This window comes from Thalassovita gelatinovora, from assembly GCF_001458355.1.
GTDB lineage: Bacteria > Pseudomonadota > Alphaproteobacteria > Rhodobacterales > Rhodobacteraceae > Thalassobius > Thalassobius gelatinovorus.
This window is the reverse complement of record NZ_CYSA01000015.1, coordinates 24,799-39,700: the sequence shown is the minus strand read 5'-3', so window position 1 is coordinate 39,700 and position 14,902 is coordinate 24,799. Positions and strand designations below refer to the sequence as shown.

16 protein-coding genes and 1 tRNA gene are annotated in these 14,902 nt (G+C 58.3%); 6 read left to right on the top strand and 11 right to left on the bottom strand.

The features are described 5' to 3' along the window. Position 1: 1 nt before the first annotated feature. The 6 genes from TG4357_RS05010 to TG4357_RS04985 form a co-directional block, all read right to left on the bottom strand. Positions 2–1,213 (bottom strand): acetyl-CoA C-acetyltransferase, encoded by a 1,212-nt coding sequence (locus tag TG4357_RS05010; protein WP_058261776.1) that lies wholly within the window; start codon positions 1,211–1,213, stop codon positions 2–4. Between the two features lie 18 nt (positions 1,214–1,231). Then, positions 1,232–1,867: a glutathione S-transferase family protein gene (locus TG4357_RS05005; RefSeq protein ID WP_058261775.1), complete on the bottom strand. Its 636-nt coding sequence runs from the start codon at positions 1,865–1,867 to the stop codon at positions 1,232–1,234. Between the two features lie 301 nt (positions 1,868–2,168). Next, positions 2,169–2,381, bottom strand: a complete 213-nt coding sequence (locus TG4357_RS05000) for a hypothetical protein (RefSeq protein ID WP_058262382.1) — start codon at positions 2,379–2,381, stop codon at positions 2,169–2,171. Positions 2,382–2,452: 71 nt separating this feature from the next. Next, a complete protein-coding gene (locus TG4357_RS04995) occupies positions 2,453–4,231 on the bottom strand; it encodes an acyl-CoA dehydrogenase C-terminal domain-containing protein (RefSeq protein WP_058261774.1) in 1,779 nt (592 codons plus the stop codon). A gap of 24 nt (positions 4,232–4,255) precedes the next feature. Beyond that, entirely contained in the window at positions 4,256–4,657 is a 402-nt protein-coding gene (locus TG4357_RS04990) for a MerR family transcriptional regulator (RefSeq protein ID WP_058261773.1), read from the bottom strand. 238 nt (positions 4,658–4,895) lie between these two features. Continuing rightward, positions 4,896–5,270: a MerR family transcriptional regulator gene (locus TG4357_RS04985; protein WP_058261772.1), complete on the bottom strand. Its 375-nt coding sequence runs from the start codon at positions 5,268–5,270 to the stop codon at positions 4,896–4,898. 116 nt (positions 5,271–5,386) lie between these two features. On the opposite strand from TG4357_RS04985, the gene TG4357_RS04980 reads away from it, so the two are divergent. The 3 genes from TG4357_RS04980 to TG4357_RS04970 are packed head-to-tail and all read left to right on the top strand — an operon-like array spanning position 5,387 to position 7,639. Beyond that, entirely contained in the window at positions 5,387–5,809 is a 423-nt protein-coding gene (locus tag TG4357_RS04980) for a PaaI family thioesterase (protein WP_058261771.1), read from the top strand. Beyond that, positions 5,809–6,318, top strand: a complete 510-nt coding sequence (locus TG4357_RS04975; protein WP_058261770.1) for a PaaI family thioesterase — start codon at positions 5,809–5,811, stop codon at positions 6,316–6,318. The genes TG4357_RS04980 and TG4357_RS04975 overlap by 1 nt, the downstream gene beginning before the upstream one ends. A gap of 4 nt (positions 6,319–6,322) precedes the next feature. Further along, on the top strand, positions 6,323–7,639 hold the full coding sequence (locus TG4357_RS04970; protein WP_058261769.1) for an MATE family efflux transporter: 1,317 nt from the start codon (positions 6,323–6,325) through the stop codon (positions 7,637–7,639). Positions 7,640–7,747: 108 nt separating this feature from the next. On the opposite strand, the gene arsC is transcribed toward TG4357_RS04970, so the two are convergent. The 4 genes from arsC to TG4357_RS04950 are packed head-to-tail and all read right to left on the bottom strand — an operon-like array spanning position 7,748 to position 10,853. After that, positions 7,748–8,089 carry an arsenate reductase (glutaredoxin) gene (gene arsC, locus TG4357_RS04965; RefSeq protein WP_058261768.1) on the bottom strand — a complete coding sequence of 114 codons (342 nt, stop codon included), beginning with the start codon at positions 8,087–8,089 and terminating at the stop codon, positions 7,748–7,750. Then, positions 8,086–9,144 carry a quinone-dependent dihydroorotate dehydrogenase gene (locus tag TG4357_RS04960; protein ID WP_058261767.1) on the bottom strand — a complete coding sequence of 353 codons (1,059 nt, stop codon included), beginning with the start codon at positions 9,142–9,144 and terminating at the stop codon, positions 8,086–8,088. Before TG4357_RS04960 ends, arsC begins: the two co-directional genes overlap by 4 nt. Next, a complete protein-coding gene (locus TG4357_RS04955) occupies positions 9,141–9,479 on the bottom strand; it encodes a DUF952 domain-containing protein (protein ID WP_058261766.1) in 339 nt (112 codons plus the stop codon). Before TG4357_RS04955 ends, TG4357_RS04960 begins: the two co-directional genes overlap by 4 nt. Before the next feature lie 57 nt (positions 9,480–9,536). Continuing rightward, positions 9,537–10,853, bottom strand: a complete 1,317-nt coding sequence (locus TG4357_RS04950; RefSeq protein WP_058261765.1) for a hypothetical protein — start codon at positions 10,851–10,853, stop codon at positions 9,537–9,539. 288 nt (positions 10,854–11,141) lie between these two features. Between TG4357_RS04950 and TG4357_RS04945 the strand changes: the two genes are divergently transcribed. Next, positions 11,142–12,701, top strand: a complete 1,560-nt coding sequence (locus TG4357_RS04945) for a bifunctional metallophosphatase/5'-nucleotidase (RefSeq protein WP_058261764.1) — start codon at positions 11,142–11,144, stop codon at positions 12,699–12,701. A 75-nt stretch (positions 12,702–12,776) separates the two neighbouring features. Here the strand turns inward: TG4357_RS04945 and TG4357_RS04940 are convergent, their stop codons facing one another. Continuing rightward, the gene (locus TG4357_RS04940) at positions 12,777–13,325 is read right to left on the bottom strand and encodes a cysteine hydrolase family protein (protein ID WP_058261763.1); all 549 of its coding nucleotides are present in this window, start codon (positions 13,323–13,325) and stop codon (positions 12,777–12,779) included. A 78-nt stretch (positions 13,326–13,403) separates the two neighbouring features. On the opposite strand from TG4357_RS04940, the gene TG4357_RS04935 reads away from it, so the two are divergent. Further along, positions 13,404–14,339 (top strand): GlxA family transcriptional regulator, encoded by a 936-nt coding sequence (locus TG4357_RS04935; RefSeq protein ID WP_074647013.1) that lies wholly within the window; start codon positions 13,404–13,406, stop codon positions 14,337–14,339. Between the two features lie 342 nt (positions 14,340–14,681). Continuing rightward, positions 14,682–14,755, top strand: a tRNA-Gly gene (locus TG4357_RS04930). The last annotated feature ends 147 nt before the right edge of the window (positions 14,756–14,902 follow it).

Below are 14,902 nucleotides of genomic sequence, written 5' to 3'. Positions count from 1 at the left end.
GTTACACGCGTTCGATGATGGTTGCCGCACCCATGCCGGATGCGATGCAAAGCGTGGCCAGACCCATTTCCTTGTCTGTCCGCTCGAGTTCGTCCAAGAGCGTACCAATGATGATCGCGCCGGTGGCGCCCAGCGGGTGACCCATCGCGATCGAACCGCCATTGACGTTGACCCGCGCGGGATCGACATCGAACGCCTGTTGGAACCGCAGCACGACGGCGGCGAAGGCTTCGTTCACTTCGAACAGGTCGATGTCGGAAATGCTCAGCCCGCTATCGGCAAGGATCTTCTGCGTCGCTGGAACCGGGCCGGTCAGCATGATGGTCGGATCGGTGCCGATCTTGGCGGTGGCGCGGATGCGCGCCCGCGGTTTCAACCCGTATTTCTTACCGAATTCCGCGTTGCCGACCAGAACCCCGGCAGAGCCATCAACGATGCCTGAACTGTTGCCAGCATGGTGGATGTGGTTGATCTTTTCTAGATGCGGGTATTTCAGCATCGCCACCTTGTCGAAGCCCGGCATCACTTCGCCCATGTCCTTGAAGGACGCTTTCAGCGCTCCCAAAGTTTGCATGTCGGTGCCGGGGCGGATGAATTCGTCATGGTCAAGGATCGTCAGCCCGTTTACGTCGGTGACCGGGATCACCGATTTTTCAAACCGGTTGGCGTCCCAGGCCGCCTTGGCGCGGCGTTGCGATTCAACCGCCAGCGCGTCGACCTGATCCCGGCTGAAACCATATTCGGTGGCGATGATGTCGGCTGAAATGCCCTGCGGTACGAAATATTGATCCAGAGCGACGGTTGGATCGATCGCCATGGCGGCGCCGTCGCTGCCCATCGGCACACGGCTCATCATTTCCACGCCGCCAGCGATATAGGCATCGCCCGCACCGCCTTTAATCTGGTTGGCGGCCAGGTTCACCGCTTCCATCCCGCTGGCGCAGAAGCGGTTGATCGCCAGACCGGGGATCGATTCATCGAGGTCCGAGGCCAGAACAGCGGTCCGCGCCAGGCAGGCACCCTGTTCCATCACTTGGGTGACATTGCCCCAGATCACGTCTTCGACCGCGTGGCCGTCCAAGCCGTTGCGGTGTTTCAGCGCGTTCAGAACGGTCGCGGACATCCGCACCGAGGTGACTTCGTGCAGGCTACCGTCCGGGCGGCCCTTGCCGCGCGGGGTGCGCACAGCGTCATAGATATAGGCTTCGGTCATTTTGCCTTCCTCTCTGGTTCAGGCCCGGTCGGCTGGCGAGCCGGGCATCAAGTCGTATGGGTGTTTCCAACCGGGCTGTTTGCTGATGTTGTTCAGCCAGCGGTCAATATTGGGCCAGTCGGCGCGGTCGAATCCGAACGGTTCGGGATAATAGAGGTAACCGCAACAAGAGATGTCAGCATTGGTGATGCCATCGCCGACGATCCAGTCGCGGCCCTCAAGATGCTGCTCAAGTATCTGATAGGCGGCTTTCAGGCGGCCCAGATTGAACCCGATAACATCCGGGCTGCGGTGTTTGTCGGGCAGGAAATTCATTAAAAACCGGGTCATGCCAGCCTGTGAACTGAGCTTGTGATTGTCCCAAAACACCCAGCGCAGCACTTCGTATTTCTCTGCCGGGGTTTGACCTGCGAATTTGCCCGATGTGTCACTGACATATTGCTGGATCACCCCCGATTGGCTAAGCTTCAGGTCGCCATCGACCATCACCGGTGCTTCGCCCATTTCGTTGATTTCGCGGTATTCGGGGGTGCGGTTTTCACCGTTGAAGAAATCGACAAAGACAGGTTCCCACTCCAATCCGCTGAGCTGCAATGCCAGTGCCGCCTTGTAGGAATTACCGCTTTCGCCGAAGCAATAGAGTTTGATTGTCATGCGCGTTTCCTCCCGATCATGTGCATGTCGTCAGATTTGAGTGTGAGTATTTTTAGCAAGATGAAAAGCTATGCCTTTCCAAATAACGCGCCGTTAAGGTTAATCCATTAAGCATTACGTCGCGTTACAGGTTGGAGAGCCGATGGACGTACAAGGTGAAATCCCGTCCTGCTTGCCGATTGCGGGCCTGCGGGGCGGGGCACCCCTTCCGGTTTCATCTTGCTGAAAATACTCAAAATGACACGACATTTCGTCTGCCTAAAGCTTGGGGAACAGCGCGGCGTCCAAAGTCTCCTTTTGCTCAGCGTTTGCGTGCATCCAGTGTCGCATTGAACAGCCGCAGCTTGTGGTCAAAATTTTCGTGATCAATCACGCCGTCGAAATTTTCAAAGATGAAAGAAATCGCCTCGCCCTCGTCTAGCCCGGCCTCTCGCGCAAATTTCTTAAGCCGCCGATAGGCGTCTTCGGTCATCGCGATGGGCATGCGCCGGGTCAGCCGGAAGCGTTTGGGCATTTGATCCTCCTTGCCGGGGGCAACCGGCGCGCAGATCCTGCGCGCCGGTCCCACCATCGGGTTTACCGCATTTAGAACTGATCGACGTCCAGCGCCATCACCGGATCGGCGCCGCTGTTGATACGCGCCAGATGCATCGCCGTCGCGGGCAGGCGGCGCGCCATGTAATAGCGACCTGTCGCCAACTTGGTTTCATAAAACGCGGTGTCCGAGGCCCCCGCGTCCAGCGCTTCCTGCGCCGCCTTGGCCATCTGCGCCCACATCAGGCCGAGACAGACATGACCGAACAGATGCATGAAGTCATAAGATCCCGACAGCGCTGCATTGGGGTTCTTCATGCCGTTTTGCATGAAGAACATGCCGGCCGATTGCAAATCCTTGGACGCCTGTTTCAGCGGTTCTAGGAAATCGGCTTTCAGCGCCTCGTTATCGCCGTTGTCCTTGATGAAATTTTTCACCAGATCGAAGAAGGCCATCACATGTTTGCCGCCGTCCTGCGCCAGTTTGCGACCTACCAGGTCAAGCGCCTGAACGCCGTTGGCACCCTCGTAGATCATCGCGATGCGGGCGTCGCGGGTGAATTGCGACATGCCGGTTTCTTCGATATAGCCGTGACCGCCATAGACCTGCTGCGCCTGCACCGTGGCCTGATAGCCTTCATCGGTCAGGAACCCCTTGACCACCGGGGTCAGCAGGCTGATCAGCCCATCGGCATCCCTATCGCCCATGCGGTGCGAGCGATCGATCATCTGCGCCCCCCAAAGCATGAAGGCCCGTGCTCCTTCGATGAAGCTTTTCTGATCCATCAGGCTGCGGCGGATATCGGGATGCACGATCAGCGGGTCAGCGGGGCCCTCGGGATTTTTCACCCCAGTCACGTCGCGGCCCTGTAGCCGATCCTTGGCATAGATCAGCGCGTTCTGATAGGCCGCTTCGGCCTGCGCAAGCCCCTGCATGCCGACACCGATGCGGGCTTCGTTCATCATGGTGAACATGGCGCGCATGCCCTTGTGTTCCTCACCCAGAAGATAGCCAGTCGCATCGTCATAATTCATGACGCAGGTGGAATTGCCGTGGATGCCCATCTTTTCTTCGATCTTGCCACAGCTGACACCGTTGCGTGCGCCGGGAGCGCCGTCTTCGGTGACGATGAACTTGGGCACGATGAACAACGATACGCCCTTGATCCCGTCGGGGCCGCCGGGGATCTTGGCCAGAACCAAATGAATGATGTTGGACGACATTTCATGTTCGCCGGCCGAGATGAAGATCTTCTGCCCCGAAAGTTTATAGCTGCCATCATCCTGCGGCACAGCCTTGGTGCGCATCAGACCCAGATCGGTGCCGCATTGCGGTTCCGTCAGGTTCATGGTGCCGGTCCATTCACAGCTGACCATTTTCGGCAGATAGGTGGTTTTCTGATCGTCGCTACCATGCGCCAAGATGGCCGAGGCCGCACCATGGGTCAGGCCCTGATACATGGTAAATGCCTGGTTGGCCGAGCTGAACATTTCGCCCATCGCCGTGCCCATCACATATGGCAGGCCCTGACCGCCGAATTCCTCGGGCATGTCGAGCCCGGTCCAGCCGCCTTCGCGGACTTGGTCGAACGCTTCCTGGAACCCGGTCGGAACACGTACCACACCATTTTCCAGCGCACAGCCTTCGGTGTCGCCAACCATGTTCAGCGGGGCCAGAACTTCGGAAGTGATCTTGCCAGCTTCCTCTAGTACGGCCGAGGTGAAATCGGCATCAAGATCGCTGTAGCCGGGAATGTCCGACTGGCTGATCTTCAGAAGATCGTGCAGCACGAACTGCATATCCTTGGTGGGGGCGGTATAGCTGGGCATGTTTCTCTCCCTTTCAGGCCGCGATCACTCGGCGGCTTTCTTCTTGGTCTGAAGTGATGCGACCATTTCGGCCCCCCACTTCATCTGTTCCTTCAGCTCGTCGATGGCTTCATTCAGCTCATCGCGCTGCGCTTCCATGTCGCGCAGACGATCCTGCGCAATTTCATAGGTTCGGCTCAGCTGGGTCAGCTGGGCATCCCCCATATTGTAAAGATCCAGAAGCTGCCGGATCTCTTCGAGGCTGAAGCCAAACCGCTTGCCCCGTAAAATCAGTTTCAGGCGTGCCCGGTCCCGTTTGGTGAACAGCCGTTTCTGACCCTCGCGGATCGGGAACAGCAGTTCCTTGGCTTCATAGAAGCGCAAGGTGCGCGGGGTGACCTCGTACGCATCACACATTTCTCGGATCGTCATCGTTTTTTCGGTCATTTTTTCGCTCGCGAATGTCGTCAGCAGACCAAGGATGCGACCCGTGACCCTTGGTTACAACAGGGATTGACGTTTACGTAAGTGGGACGCTGCGTCACTTTATAGGGTGACGTAAGATCAATCAAGGTAATCTGGAGGCTGACCCAATTTCCGTGCCTGGGGACGGACGGGGAAGGGCCCTAAAACGCAAAAAGAGACGGGAAATCCCGCCTCTGTCTGAATGTCGATTTGATCTAAGTCATATGGACTTCAGGGCATTTTCGGTTTCTTCGCGGGAATGGCTTAGCTCATCGATAGCTTCATCCAGTTGGCGGCGTTGCTCTTCCAACTCGGACAGCTGACGGGTTGCGCTTTTGACCCATGCTTCCATCTGCGCCTTGGTGCCTTCCTTGTCGTAGATTTGCAGCCACTGGCGAATTCCTTCCAATGAATATCCCCAACGGCGTCCCCGAAGTACCAATGTCATCCTCGCCACTTCGCGCGGCCCGTAATATCGCGACCGGCCTTCACGTTCCGGCTGCAGCAGTTCGATATATTCGTAGTAACGCAAGGTACGCGGCGTCACATCGAACTTGGCGCACATTTCTTTGAATGACAGGCGTGTTTCGGACATTTCTTAGCTCCCTTGCCGCGCAAGTTAGGATCAAGCGCGGGCGAGGGCAACAGGTGCTCTTGCGATTTCATTCGAATGAAGCCCATAAACGTTACGTGAAAAATCAGGAGTCTTTGATGGCGGTCGATCAGATGAAAATGGCCCAGCAGTTCATTGCTGCGATTCCTCATGCCAACGAATTGGGGATGCAATATACAGAGGTGAACGAAGGGTTCGCCGCGATGCAGATGCCCTATGACGCCCGTTTTATCGGCGACCCGCAGACCAAGGTCATCCATGGCGGTGCGGTTTTTGCGCTGCTCGATACCACCTGTGGCGCGGCAGTGATGAGCCATCCAAAGATGAAGGGCCACACCGCAACCATAGATCTGCGCATCGACTACATGCGCCCGGCAACACCGGGTCAAACCATCCGCACCCGCGCCACCTGCTATCGGATGACACGGTCGGTCGCCTTTGTGCGGGCCGAGGCGCTGGATGATAGTGATGAACATCCGGTGGCAACAGCCACCGGAACCTTTACCGTGGGGGGCAACTGATGGGCCGTAAACCGCCAGAACCGATGCAAGTGGTCAAGCAACGCCGCGATGCCGCGCTCAATGCGCTGGTCCACGGCGTGCCCTATATTCAATTCTTGGGTATCGAATTCGACCGACGCGGCGATGAATTGACCGCCGTTATGCCGTTCAAGGAAATGCTGATCGGCAACCCGCTGTTGCAAGCGATCCACGGCGGCGCGACGGCGGCCTTTCTCGAGGTGACCTCAATCATCGGGCTGAGTTGGTCAATTCTTTGGGAAAAGATCGAAAGCGGCGAAATCGACGCCGAAGCGTTGGTGGGGGGGAATTTACCCGCATTACCCAAAACCATCGATTTCACCGTGGATTACCTACGCTCGGGCCTGCCGCGCGACGCCTATGCACGGGCACAGGTGAACCGGTCCGGTCGCCGCTATGCCAGCGTCCATGTCGAAGCCTGGCAGGACAACCGGCAACGCCCCTTTGCCCAAGCCACCGGGCATTTCTTGATGCCTCAACCCGGGGAATAAGCGATTGGCTGCCGCCCCGGTGACGCATCGCAGGGTGCTGAAAATCGCCCTGCCTGTCGTTTTGTCGAATGCAACCGTGCCGTTGCTGGGCGCGGTGGATACCGGCGTTGTGGGCCAGATGGGACTAGCCGCACCCATCGCTGCGGTGGGGGTCGGCGCGATCATGCTGACCGCGATTTACTGGATGTTCGGGTTCCTGCGCATGGGCACGACCGGTTTGGTCAGTCAGGCGCATGGTGCGGGGCAAACCGGCGAAGTGGCGGCGCTGCTGACCCGGGCGCTATTGATCGCTGGGGGGGCAGGGATGGCGATCATCCTGCTGCAAATGCCGATTTTTTCCGTCGCCTTCTGGGTATCGCCCGCCACGCCCGAGGTCGAATCCCTGGCGCGGGACTATATGCAGATCCGGGTCTTCAGTGCTCCGGCGGCGATTTCGATCTACGGGTTGACCGGCTGGTTGATCGCGCAGGAACGCACACGCGGCATGTTTCTGATCCAATTCTGGATGAACGGGCTGAACATCGTGCTGGATCTGTGGTTCGTTCTGGGGCTGGGCTGGGGCGTGACCGGGGTGGCCTGGGCCACCTTCCTGTCGGAATGGAGCGCCGTTGCCTTGGGTCTGTGGCTGTGCCGGGATGCCTTTGCGGTTCCGGCCTGGCGCGACTGGCCGCGGGTGTTCGACCGCGAAAGACTGCGTCACATGATGGCGCTCAATTCCAATATTCTGATCCGGTCGCTGCTGTTGCAGGTCGTCTTCGTGTCCTTTCTGCTGTTGGGGGCCCGTTTCGGGGATGTGACTTTGGCGGCGAACCAAGTTTTGCTGCAGTTCCTGTATATCACGTCCTATGGCATGGACGGGTTCGCCTTTGCCGCCGAAGCCTTGGTGGGGCAGTATATGGGGGCGAGGGACGGCCGAAACCTGCGCCGCGCCGCCCTGCTGACAGGGGGCTGGGCCATCGTGATCGTGTTGGCGATGGCACTGCTGTTTGCGGTTTTCGGCGGGATGATCATCGACATCATGACTACGTCCGATGCAGTGCGATCCGAGGCGCGGATATATCTGATTTACATGGTTCTGGCACCGCTGGCAGGTGTCGCGGCGTGGATGTTCGACGGCATATTCATCGGGGCGACCGGCGGCCGCGATATGCGCAACATGATGGTGGTCAGCTTCGGGATTTACCTTGTTGCGCTGGTCGCTTTGCTGCCGATGTTTGGCAATCACGGCTTGTGGATGGCGCTGTTGATATCCTTTATCGCCCGTGGCGTGACTTTGGCCTTGCGCTATCCCGGGCTGGAACGGCGTGCAGGCATTCGCTAGCAGCAATATGCTGTGAATTATGGATAATTCCATCTTGTCCACATCGTAGGGCCTGTGGATAAGCTGTGGAAAATTCAGCAATAGGCCTCGTTTTTGGCAGGCTACGTGTCAGATGGGCAGGATATCCAATACCGCTTCGGGCGGGCGGCCGATGGCGGCTTTGGTGTCGCTGAAAACGATCGGCCGTTCGATCAGGACGGGGTTGTCCGCCATCGCTGCGATCAGTACCTCATCGGCGTCGGTCTTCGATAGGCCAAGTTCCTTGAACAGGTTTTCCTTTGTCCGCATCATTTCGATCGCTGCGACACCCAAGGCGTCGCGCGCCGCGCGGATTTCATCCGCACTTGGCGCGTCTTCAAGGTATTTGCGGATGGTGATATCGCGTTCTTCGATCAGCGCCAGTGTCTGGCGCGATTTCGAACAACGCGGATTGTGCCAGATCGTGATCATAGCCAGTCTTCCCTTTTTGTTGCCACGGCCTCGGCCACGTTGGAAAACCCGTCACGCTCCAGCAGCCGGTCAAGGCCACGGGCAATCTCGGCCCCCAGACTGAAACCTTGATAGATCAGCGCGGTATATAGCTGGACCGCCGACGCCCCGGCGCGGATCTTGGCATAGGCGTCTTCGGTGCTGGAAATGCCGCCGACACCGATCAACGGCAGCCGCCCGTCAAGCCGTTTTGACAACTGCGCCAACACGCGGGTGGATTTGTCGAACAACGGTGCCCCGGACAGCCCGCCCGCCTCGGACGCGTGCGGGCCGTGCAGCCCGTCGCGCGACAATGTTGTATTGGTGGCGATCACCGCGTCGATGCCGGTGGACAAAGCCACTTCGGCAATATCGCCGATTTCCGTCGTGGTCAGATCTGGAGCGATTTTTAGGAAAACCGGGATCGGCCGGTCAAGCGCGTTGCGCGCGGCAATCACCCCGGTCAGTAACCCGGTCAGGGCGGCAGCCCCCTGCAAATCGCGCAGCTTTTCGGTATTGGGCGACGACACGTTGACGGTGGCGAAATCCAGATGCGCCCCGCAATGACGTAACACCCGGGCGAAATCGCCGGCCCGGTCTTCGCTGTCTTTATTGGCGCCAAGGTTCAGCCCCAGAACCATGTCGCGCGGCCGTTTCGACAACCGTGCGCTGATCTCTTCCATCCCGTCATTGTTGAACCCGAACCGGTTGATCGCGGCGCGGTCTTGCGTCAGCCGGAACAGTCGCGGTTTTGGATTGCCCGGCTGCGGGCGCGGGGTTGCGGCGCCAACCTCGACGAAACCGAAACCAGCCCGCGACAGCGGCAGTAAAACGCTGGCGTTCTTGTCGAACCCGGCGGCGATCCCGACCGGGTTGGCCATATTCAACCCCGCCACTTGGGTGCGCAGCCGGGGCGAAGTGACCAGACCCGACAGCGGTACTGCCCCCAACTGCAGCGCCTTGATCGCCAGCCCGTGGGCGGTTTCCGGGTCGATCCGGTGCATCGCCGTCAGGCCTAGCTTTTCGATCAGTTTCATAGCACCCCCTCGGGGAACAGATGTTCGCCATCGACAAACGGCAATGGTTTCGACCACAGCACGTCGTCAAATCGCAATTGCCGGTAAAGATGCGGGAACAGTGCGTCGCCGCGCGACACGTCCCAATGCAGGTCTTCGCCCAAAGCTTCGCTTTCCAACGCCAGCAGCACCAGCCCGTTTTCGGCTTCGAAATGCTTCGCAGCGGTTTCGGCCACTTGTTCGGCGGTGGAAAAATGAACGAACCCGTCGGCAATATCGATGGGTGCGCCATCGGTTGCACCGTTTTCGACCAGTGATTGCCATTCTTCGGCACGGAAAATCTTGAATATCAGCATGACGGGGAGATGCCGCGTGACGGACATTTGGTCAAGGGGCTTGTGTCTGGGACCGGATCAGTTCGGATGCAACCTGTCAACATAACCGATGGTCCTTTCGATCGAGGAAAGCGTGCTGACGGGGGTAGCGAACCAGGACAGGAACATCGTCGCGCGGATATCGCTGTCCTGCATATCGCGGGCGCGCAGGCTCGAGGGGTCGGTGTACGGCCGGCGCAACCGATCGGCATATTCGAAGGAATCGTTCCAATATCCCTGATCGACCGCTTGCTGTTCGTCGACGCAGCTCGACGGCATTGTAGCCCCGTTTTTGCCTTCGTAGGGCAGGTAGGGAATCTGCTTGATCGATATGATCTTGTTGGTCTGCCAAACGCATGGCGCAGTGCCCTGCAAATCCCCCTGTAGGATGCTTTGGGGATGGCGATAGGCGGTGTTTGTGATGAAGGTCAAAACCGGATTTATGGCGTGAGGTGGAAAGGTCTTGAGCCGGTTCAGGACATGCATGGTTTTACGCTTGAAGACCGGTTCGTTCGCAGTCACCAGAGTGTAAGGATAATCAAAGACCACCCCGTCCACGACCAAGGGTTTGACCGATGTGGCGTCCGCGCGCAGTTCAGCACCGAATTTGACCAGAACATCATGGACCAGATCACCGGTCAGCCCCGCCGATGGAATCGCGGGATCGCCCGCGATTGCCCAGTTCGGAAGATTGATCAGCAGCGCTATCTGGACATCCACACCGTGGTTGGCCGGGTGCAGGTTGATCAGATTGCGCAGTTGCTTCATGTAGACAATGACGATCCGGGCACTTTGGGCCGCGTTGAACCCGCCATGACGCCCCAAACCGCAGCTGAACCCCTTGGTTGATCCTGCAATGACCCTCAGGAAGGGGCCGTCGACATTCACCGCGTGGATCGGGATGCCCTTATCCAGTAGCCGGGAAACGATGTTTTTGTATTCCCAGTTGGCGGCGTTTTTCCCCACTTCGGTCGGGTCAGGGCTTGACGCGCAGGCGTCGTTCGAAAGCCCGTATCCGCTGACATAGGTCAGTTCGAAATCCCGATTGCCCCCGTCACTCAATACGCCAGACAGGTTTTCCAGATCCATGTCGGACAGATAGGTGCCGGATTTGCGGGCGGTCCGGGCCGGGGAGTAGGGGGAAACCAAGGCCTGTGAAATGACCAGATCGGTGACGCCTGTGGCATAAAGCGCATCCCAGCGTTTCATCCGTTCGGGCGATGCTGCGGTGTCAAACACCTTGGCAAAATCCAATGATCGCAGGTTGGCGCCGAATTGGACCTCTTGGGCGGAGGGGGTCTGCGGCAGGGTCGCAATAACGACCGCGAAAATCAGGTGGGCAATCGTTCTGATCATACGGTTTGCCTTGTCTCTTGAAGACCCGGAAAAGCGGGGCCGTTGATTGAAATAGATAGCGCTGCGGGCTGAGGACGACAAGAGCGCTGGCAGGGCCAATCAAAATCGAAAACATGTGGCTTTCGGGTTGGTTTGTATGGCTATCGTTGCCCCTGAACGGTCTGGCTCTTCATTCCGCGTAACCTGTGGTTGACGTCGGGCAAGTAAGGAGGATTGGAATCATAGCTTTGACTCTTTGACCAAAGCTTTGCAGGGTATTTATCATCAGTCCAATTTGGGGGGCAGATCATGCTCAGAAAAATCTTCACAACCACAGCCGCTGTCGCTTTGTCCGCAGGGGCAGCCAGCGCCGATTATGCGCTGACCATTCTTCATACCAATGATTTTCATGCCCGGTTCGAACCGATTTCAAAATATGACTCGGGCTGTTCGTCAGAAGACAATACCGAAGGTAAGTGTTTCGGCGGCTCGGCCCGTTTGGTGACCGCGATCGACTCGGCCCGGGCGCGGACCAACAATTCAATCCTTGTCGATGGTGGCGACCAGTTTCAGGGCACCCTGTTTTACACCTATTACAAGGGTAAGCTGGCGGCTGAGATGATGAACAAGATGCGCTATGATGCGATGACCGTGGGCAACCATGAATTCGACGATGGCCCCGAAGTTCTGCGCGGCTTCATGGATGCGGTTGATTTCCCGGTGCTGATGTCCAATGCCGATGTGTCGGGAGAAGACATGCTGGCTGGTAAGCTGGCCAAATCCACGGTGATCGAACGTGGCGGCGAAAAGCTGGGCCTGATCGGCCTGACCCCGCACGACACTCCCGAACTGTCCAGCCCTGGCGCCAACATCGTCTTCACCGATCCGGTCGACGCGGTGCAGGACGAGGTCGACAAGCTGACCGAAATGGGCATCAACAAGATCATAGTGCTGTCGCATTCTGGATATAATGTCGACAAGAAGGTCGCCGCCGAAACCACCGGTGTCGACGTGATCGTCGGCGGTCATACCAACACCTTGCTATCCAACACCTCGGACCGCGCCGAAGGCCCGTACCCGACCATGGTCGGTAATACCGCCATTGTGTCGGCCTATGCCTATGGCAAGTTTCTGGGCGAATTGAACGTCACCTTCGACGATGCTGGTGCGATTGTTGAAGCGACCGGCGAACCAATCATCATGGATGCCGCCGTCGCCGAAGAAGAGGCGACCAAGTCGCGCATCGCCGAGGCGGCCATTCCGTTGGACGAAATCCGCAACAAGGTCGTTGCCGAAACCGCCGACGAAATCATCGGTGCGAAAACCGAATGCCGCGCGGTGGAATGCGCCATGGGCAATCTGATCGCCGATGCGATGTTGGATCGGGTGAAGAAACAGGGTATTCAGATCGCCATCCAGAATGGCGGCGGCATCCGCGCTTCGATCGACGCGGGCCCTGTGACCATGGGCGAAGTGCTGACCGTGCTGCCGTTCCAAAACACGCTGTCGACCTTTCAGGTCACCGGTGCAACCATGCTTGAAGCATTGGAAAACGGGGTCAGTCAGATCGAGGATGGCGCCGGGCGGTTCCCGCAGGTAGCGGGGATGACATTTGCCTTCGATAAATCGCAGCCAGCAGGCAGCCGGATTTCAGACGTGATGGTCGGTGGCGAACCGCTGGACATGGCAAAGGTTTACGGCGTGGTATCGAACAACTTCGTTCGCAACGGTGGCGACGGCTACGCGATGTTCCGTGATGCGATGAATGTCTATGATTTCGGTCCCGACCTGGCCGATGTGACCGCCGAATATCTGGCCAAACACAGCCCGTTCAAGCCCTACACGGACGACCGGATCGTCGCGAAGTAAGCGGTTCGGCACAAGATTGAACAGACGCGCGCGGGGGACCGCGCGCGTTTTTCCTTGGCGGCAGCATTGCTGCGGTCAGATCAGCAACAGAACCTCTGTCGTCGTCGCCACCTTGGCATATGACATCGCCAACGGTGCCATGAAGGCGGCCTGAACCATTTCGGGCGGCACGGTAACGTCACCGAACGTGGCTTCTTTCGCGCCACAGGCGTCATGCGGCAGCACGACCTTGAAACCGTGATCCACCGCCGCCCGGGTGGTGGCATCGATGCACATCTGGCTTTGCGCCCCGCACAGGATCAGCGTTTCGATCCCGTCACGGCGCAGCATGTCCAGCAGCCCGGTTTGGTGAAAACTATTGGGGCGGTGTTTTGTCACCACCGTTTCACCGATGTTCGGGGCGACGCTGTCATGGATTTCAGCCCCTTCAGAGCCGGGTTGAAAAAACGGGGCACCGGGGGCAGTTTCGTGGCGGATATGGATCACCGTCATGCCGGTATCGCGCGCCCGCGCCAGCAATTTGGCGGAATTTTCCGCCACCTTGTCCATCAGAGCCACAGGCCAAGTGCCGGACGCGAAATAGTCGTTCTGGATATCCACAAGGATCAGGGCGGTTTTGCTCATTTTCGATTCCTCTCGATCATGTGAGGGCTATATGCGCCCACTTGATCAGGGGGACGATTGGCGTATATGACCAATGCTATGCAAAATCCGCCAAATATCGATCTGAGTGTTGCGCTGGTGGACTTTCCCGGTGCGCAGGCTGCCGCGCTTTATGGGCTGAGCGATCTGCTCAAGGTGGCCAGCCGATATGCCGGCGGGCAGGGACGGATCGAAGCCGTTCAGATCAAGGTCTCGGAACCGAAACTGTTCGATGTGGTGATCTTTCCTCCCAGCCTGGACGGTGCTCGCGGTGATGCCGACCATCCGCTGACCCATTGGGTCGCGGATCAGCACCGGCGCGGCGCCCGGGTCTGTTCGGTCTGTGCCGGGGCATTCTGGCTGGGGCATGCCGGGTTGTTGACTGGCCGGCCCGCCACAACCCATTGGGCGCTTGAGGAAGAATTTTGCGCGACATTCCCTGAGGTGCGACTGGTCCCCGAACGGATCCTTGTCGATGACCACGATATCGTCACGGCGGGTGGGATAATGGCGTGGCTGGATCTGGGATTGTTTCTGGTCGGGTTGTGGGGCGGGCCGCATCTGGTGTCACAGGTGGCCCGGCACCTGCTGATCGATCCGTCGGGCCGCGAACAGCGAAATTACCGCAGCTTCCGGCCCCGGCGGCAGCATGGCGATGCGGCGATCCTGCAGGTGCAAACCTGGCTCGAATCGCGGTCGGGCGACGCCGTGACGGTTGAAGCCATGGCCGGCCATGCACAACTGAGCGAGCGCACCTTTTTGCGCCGTTTTCAGGTTGCGACCGGTTTGTCGCCTTCAGTCTATCTGCAGCAGGTGAGGGTGGAAAAGGCGCGTGGCCTGCTCGAACGCAGTCGTCTGCCGGTGTCGCAGATCGGTTGGCAGGTGGGCTATGGCGACCCTTCGGCCTTTGCCCGGGTTTTCAAGGCGATCACGGGTCTGTCTGCGGGCGAATACCGCCGTCGTTTCGGGACCCAATCGATGCCGCAGGATGGATGAGCGGCAACATTTTAGTCTTTGCGTTTCACCGTTGCGGTCGGAAAAAGACCGCGCGATTGCTCGCGCGGCCAGTCGGGTACGGGGAGAGATCAATCCGGCGCAGCCAGGGAGGAGGAAAAACCGCGCTAAGCTTGGGCGTGGTGGATCAATCGTCTGTATTCTAAACAACGGACAATTTTCAGACATGTTTAGGTAACCACTCCCCGTCGGCGGGACGGCGCAACAGTTGATTGGAAAGTTTGCCCGGCTCTTTAGGCGCACCGGTCCATCAAACAGAGATGAAACTGTCTGCGAGCGGTCTTGACGTCAAAATGCCGATGACATAGGAAGTGACCCTGTTGAGCGGGCGTTGTGTAATGGTAAGACCTTAGCCTTCCAAGCTAATGACGCGGGTTCGATTCCCGCCGCCCGCTCCAATAGTTATCCATCTAATTCATTGTTTTTGATGTGAAAGCAATGTGAGATATGCCCCCGATATCAATTGGAATGACAACGTCGCAATAGGGGCTTTCTTCAAATCCATTCAAATCGATTGAGTCTGCCGCTTTGATGGGGGCCAAGCA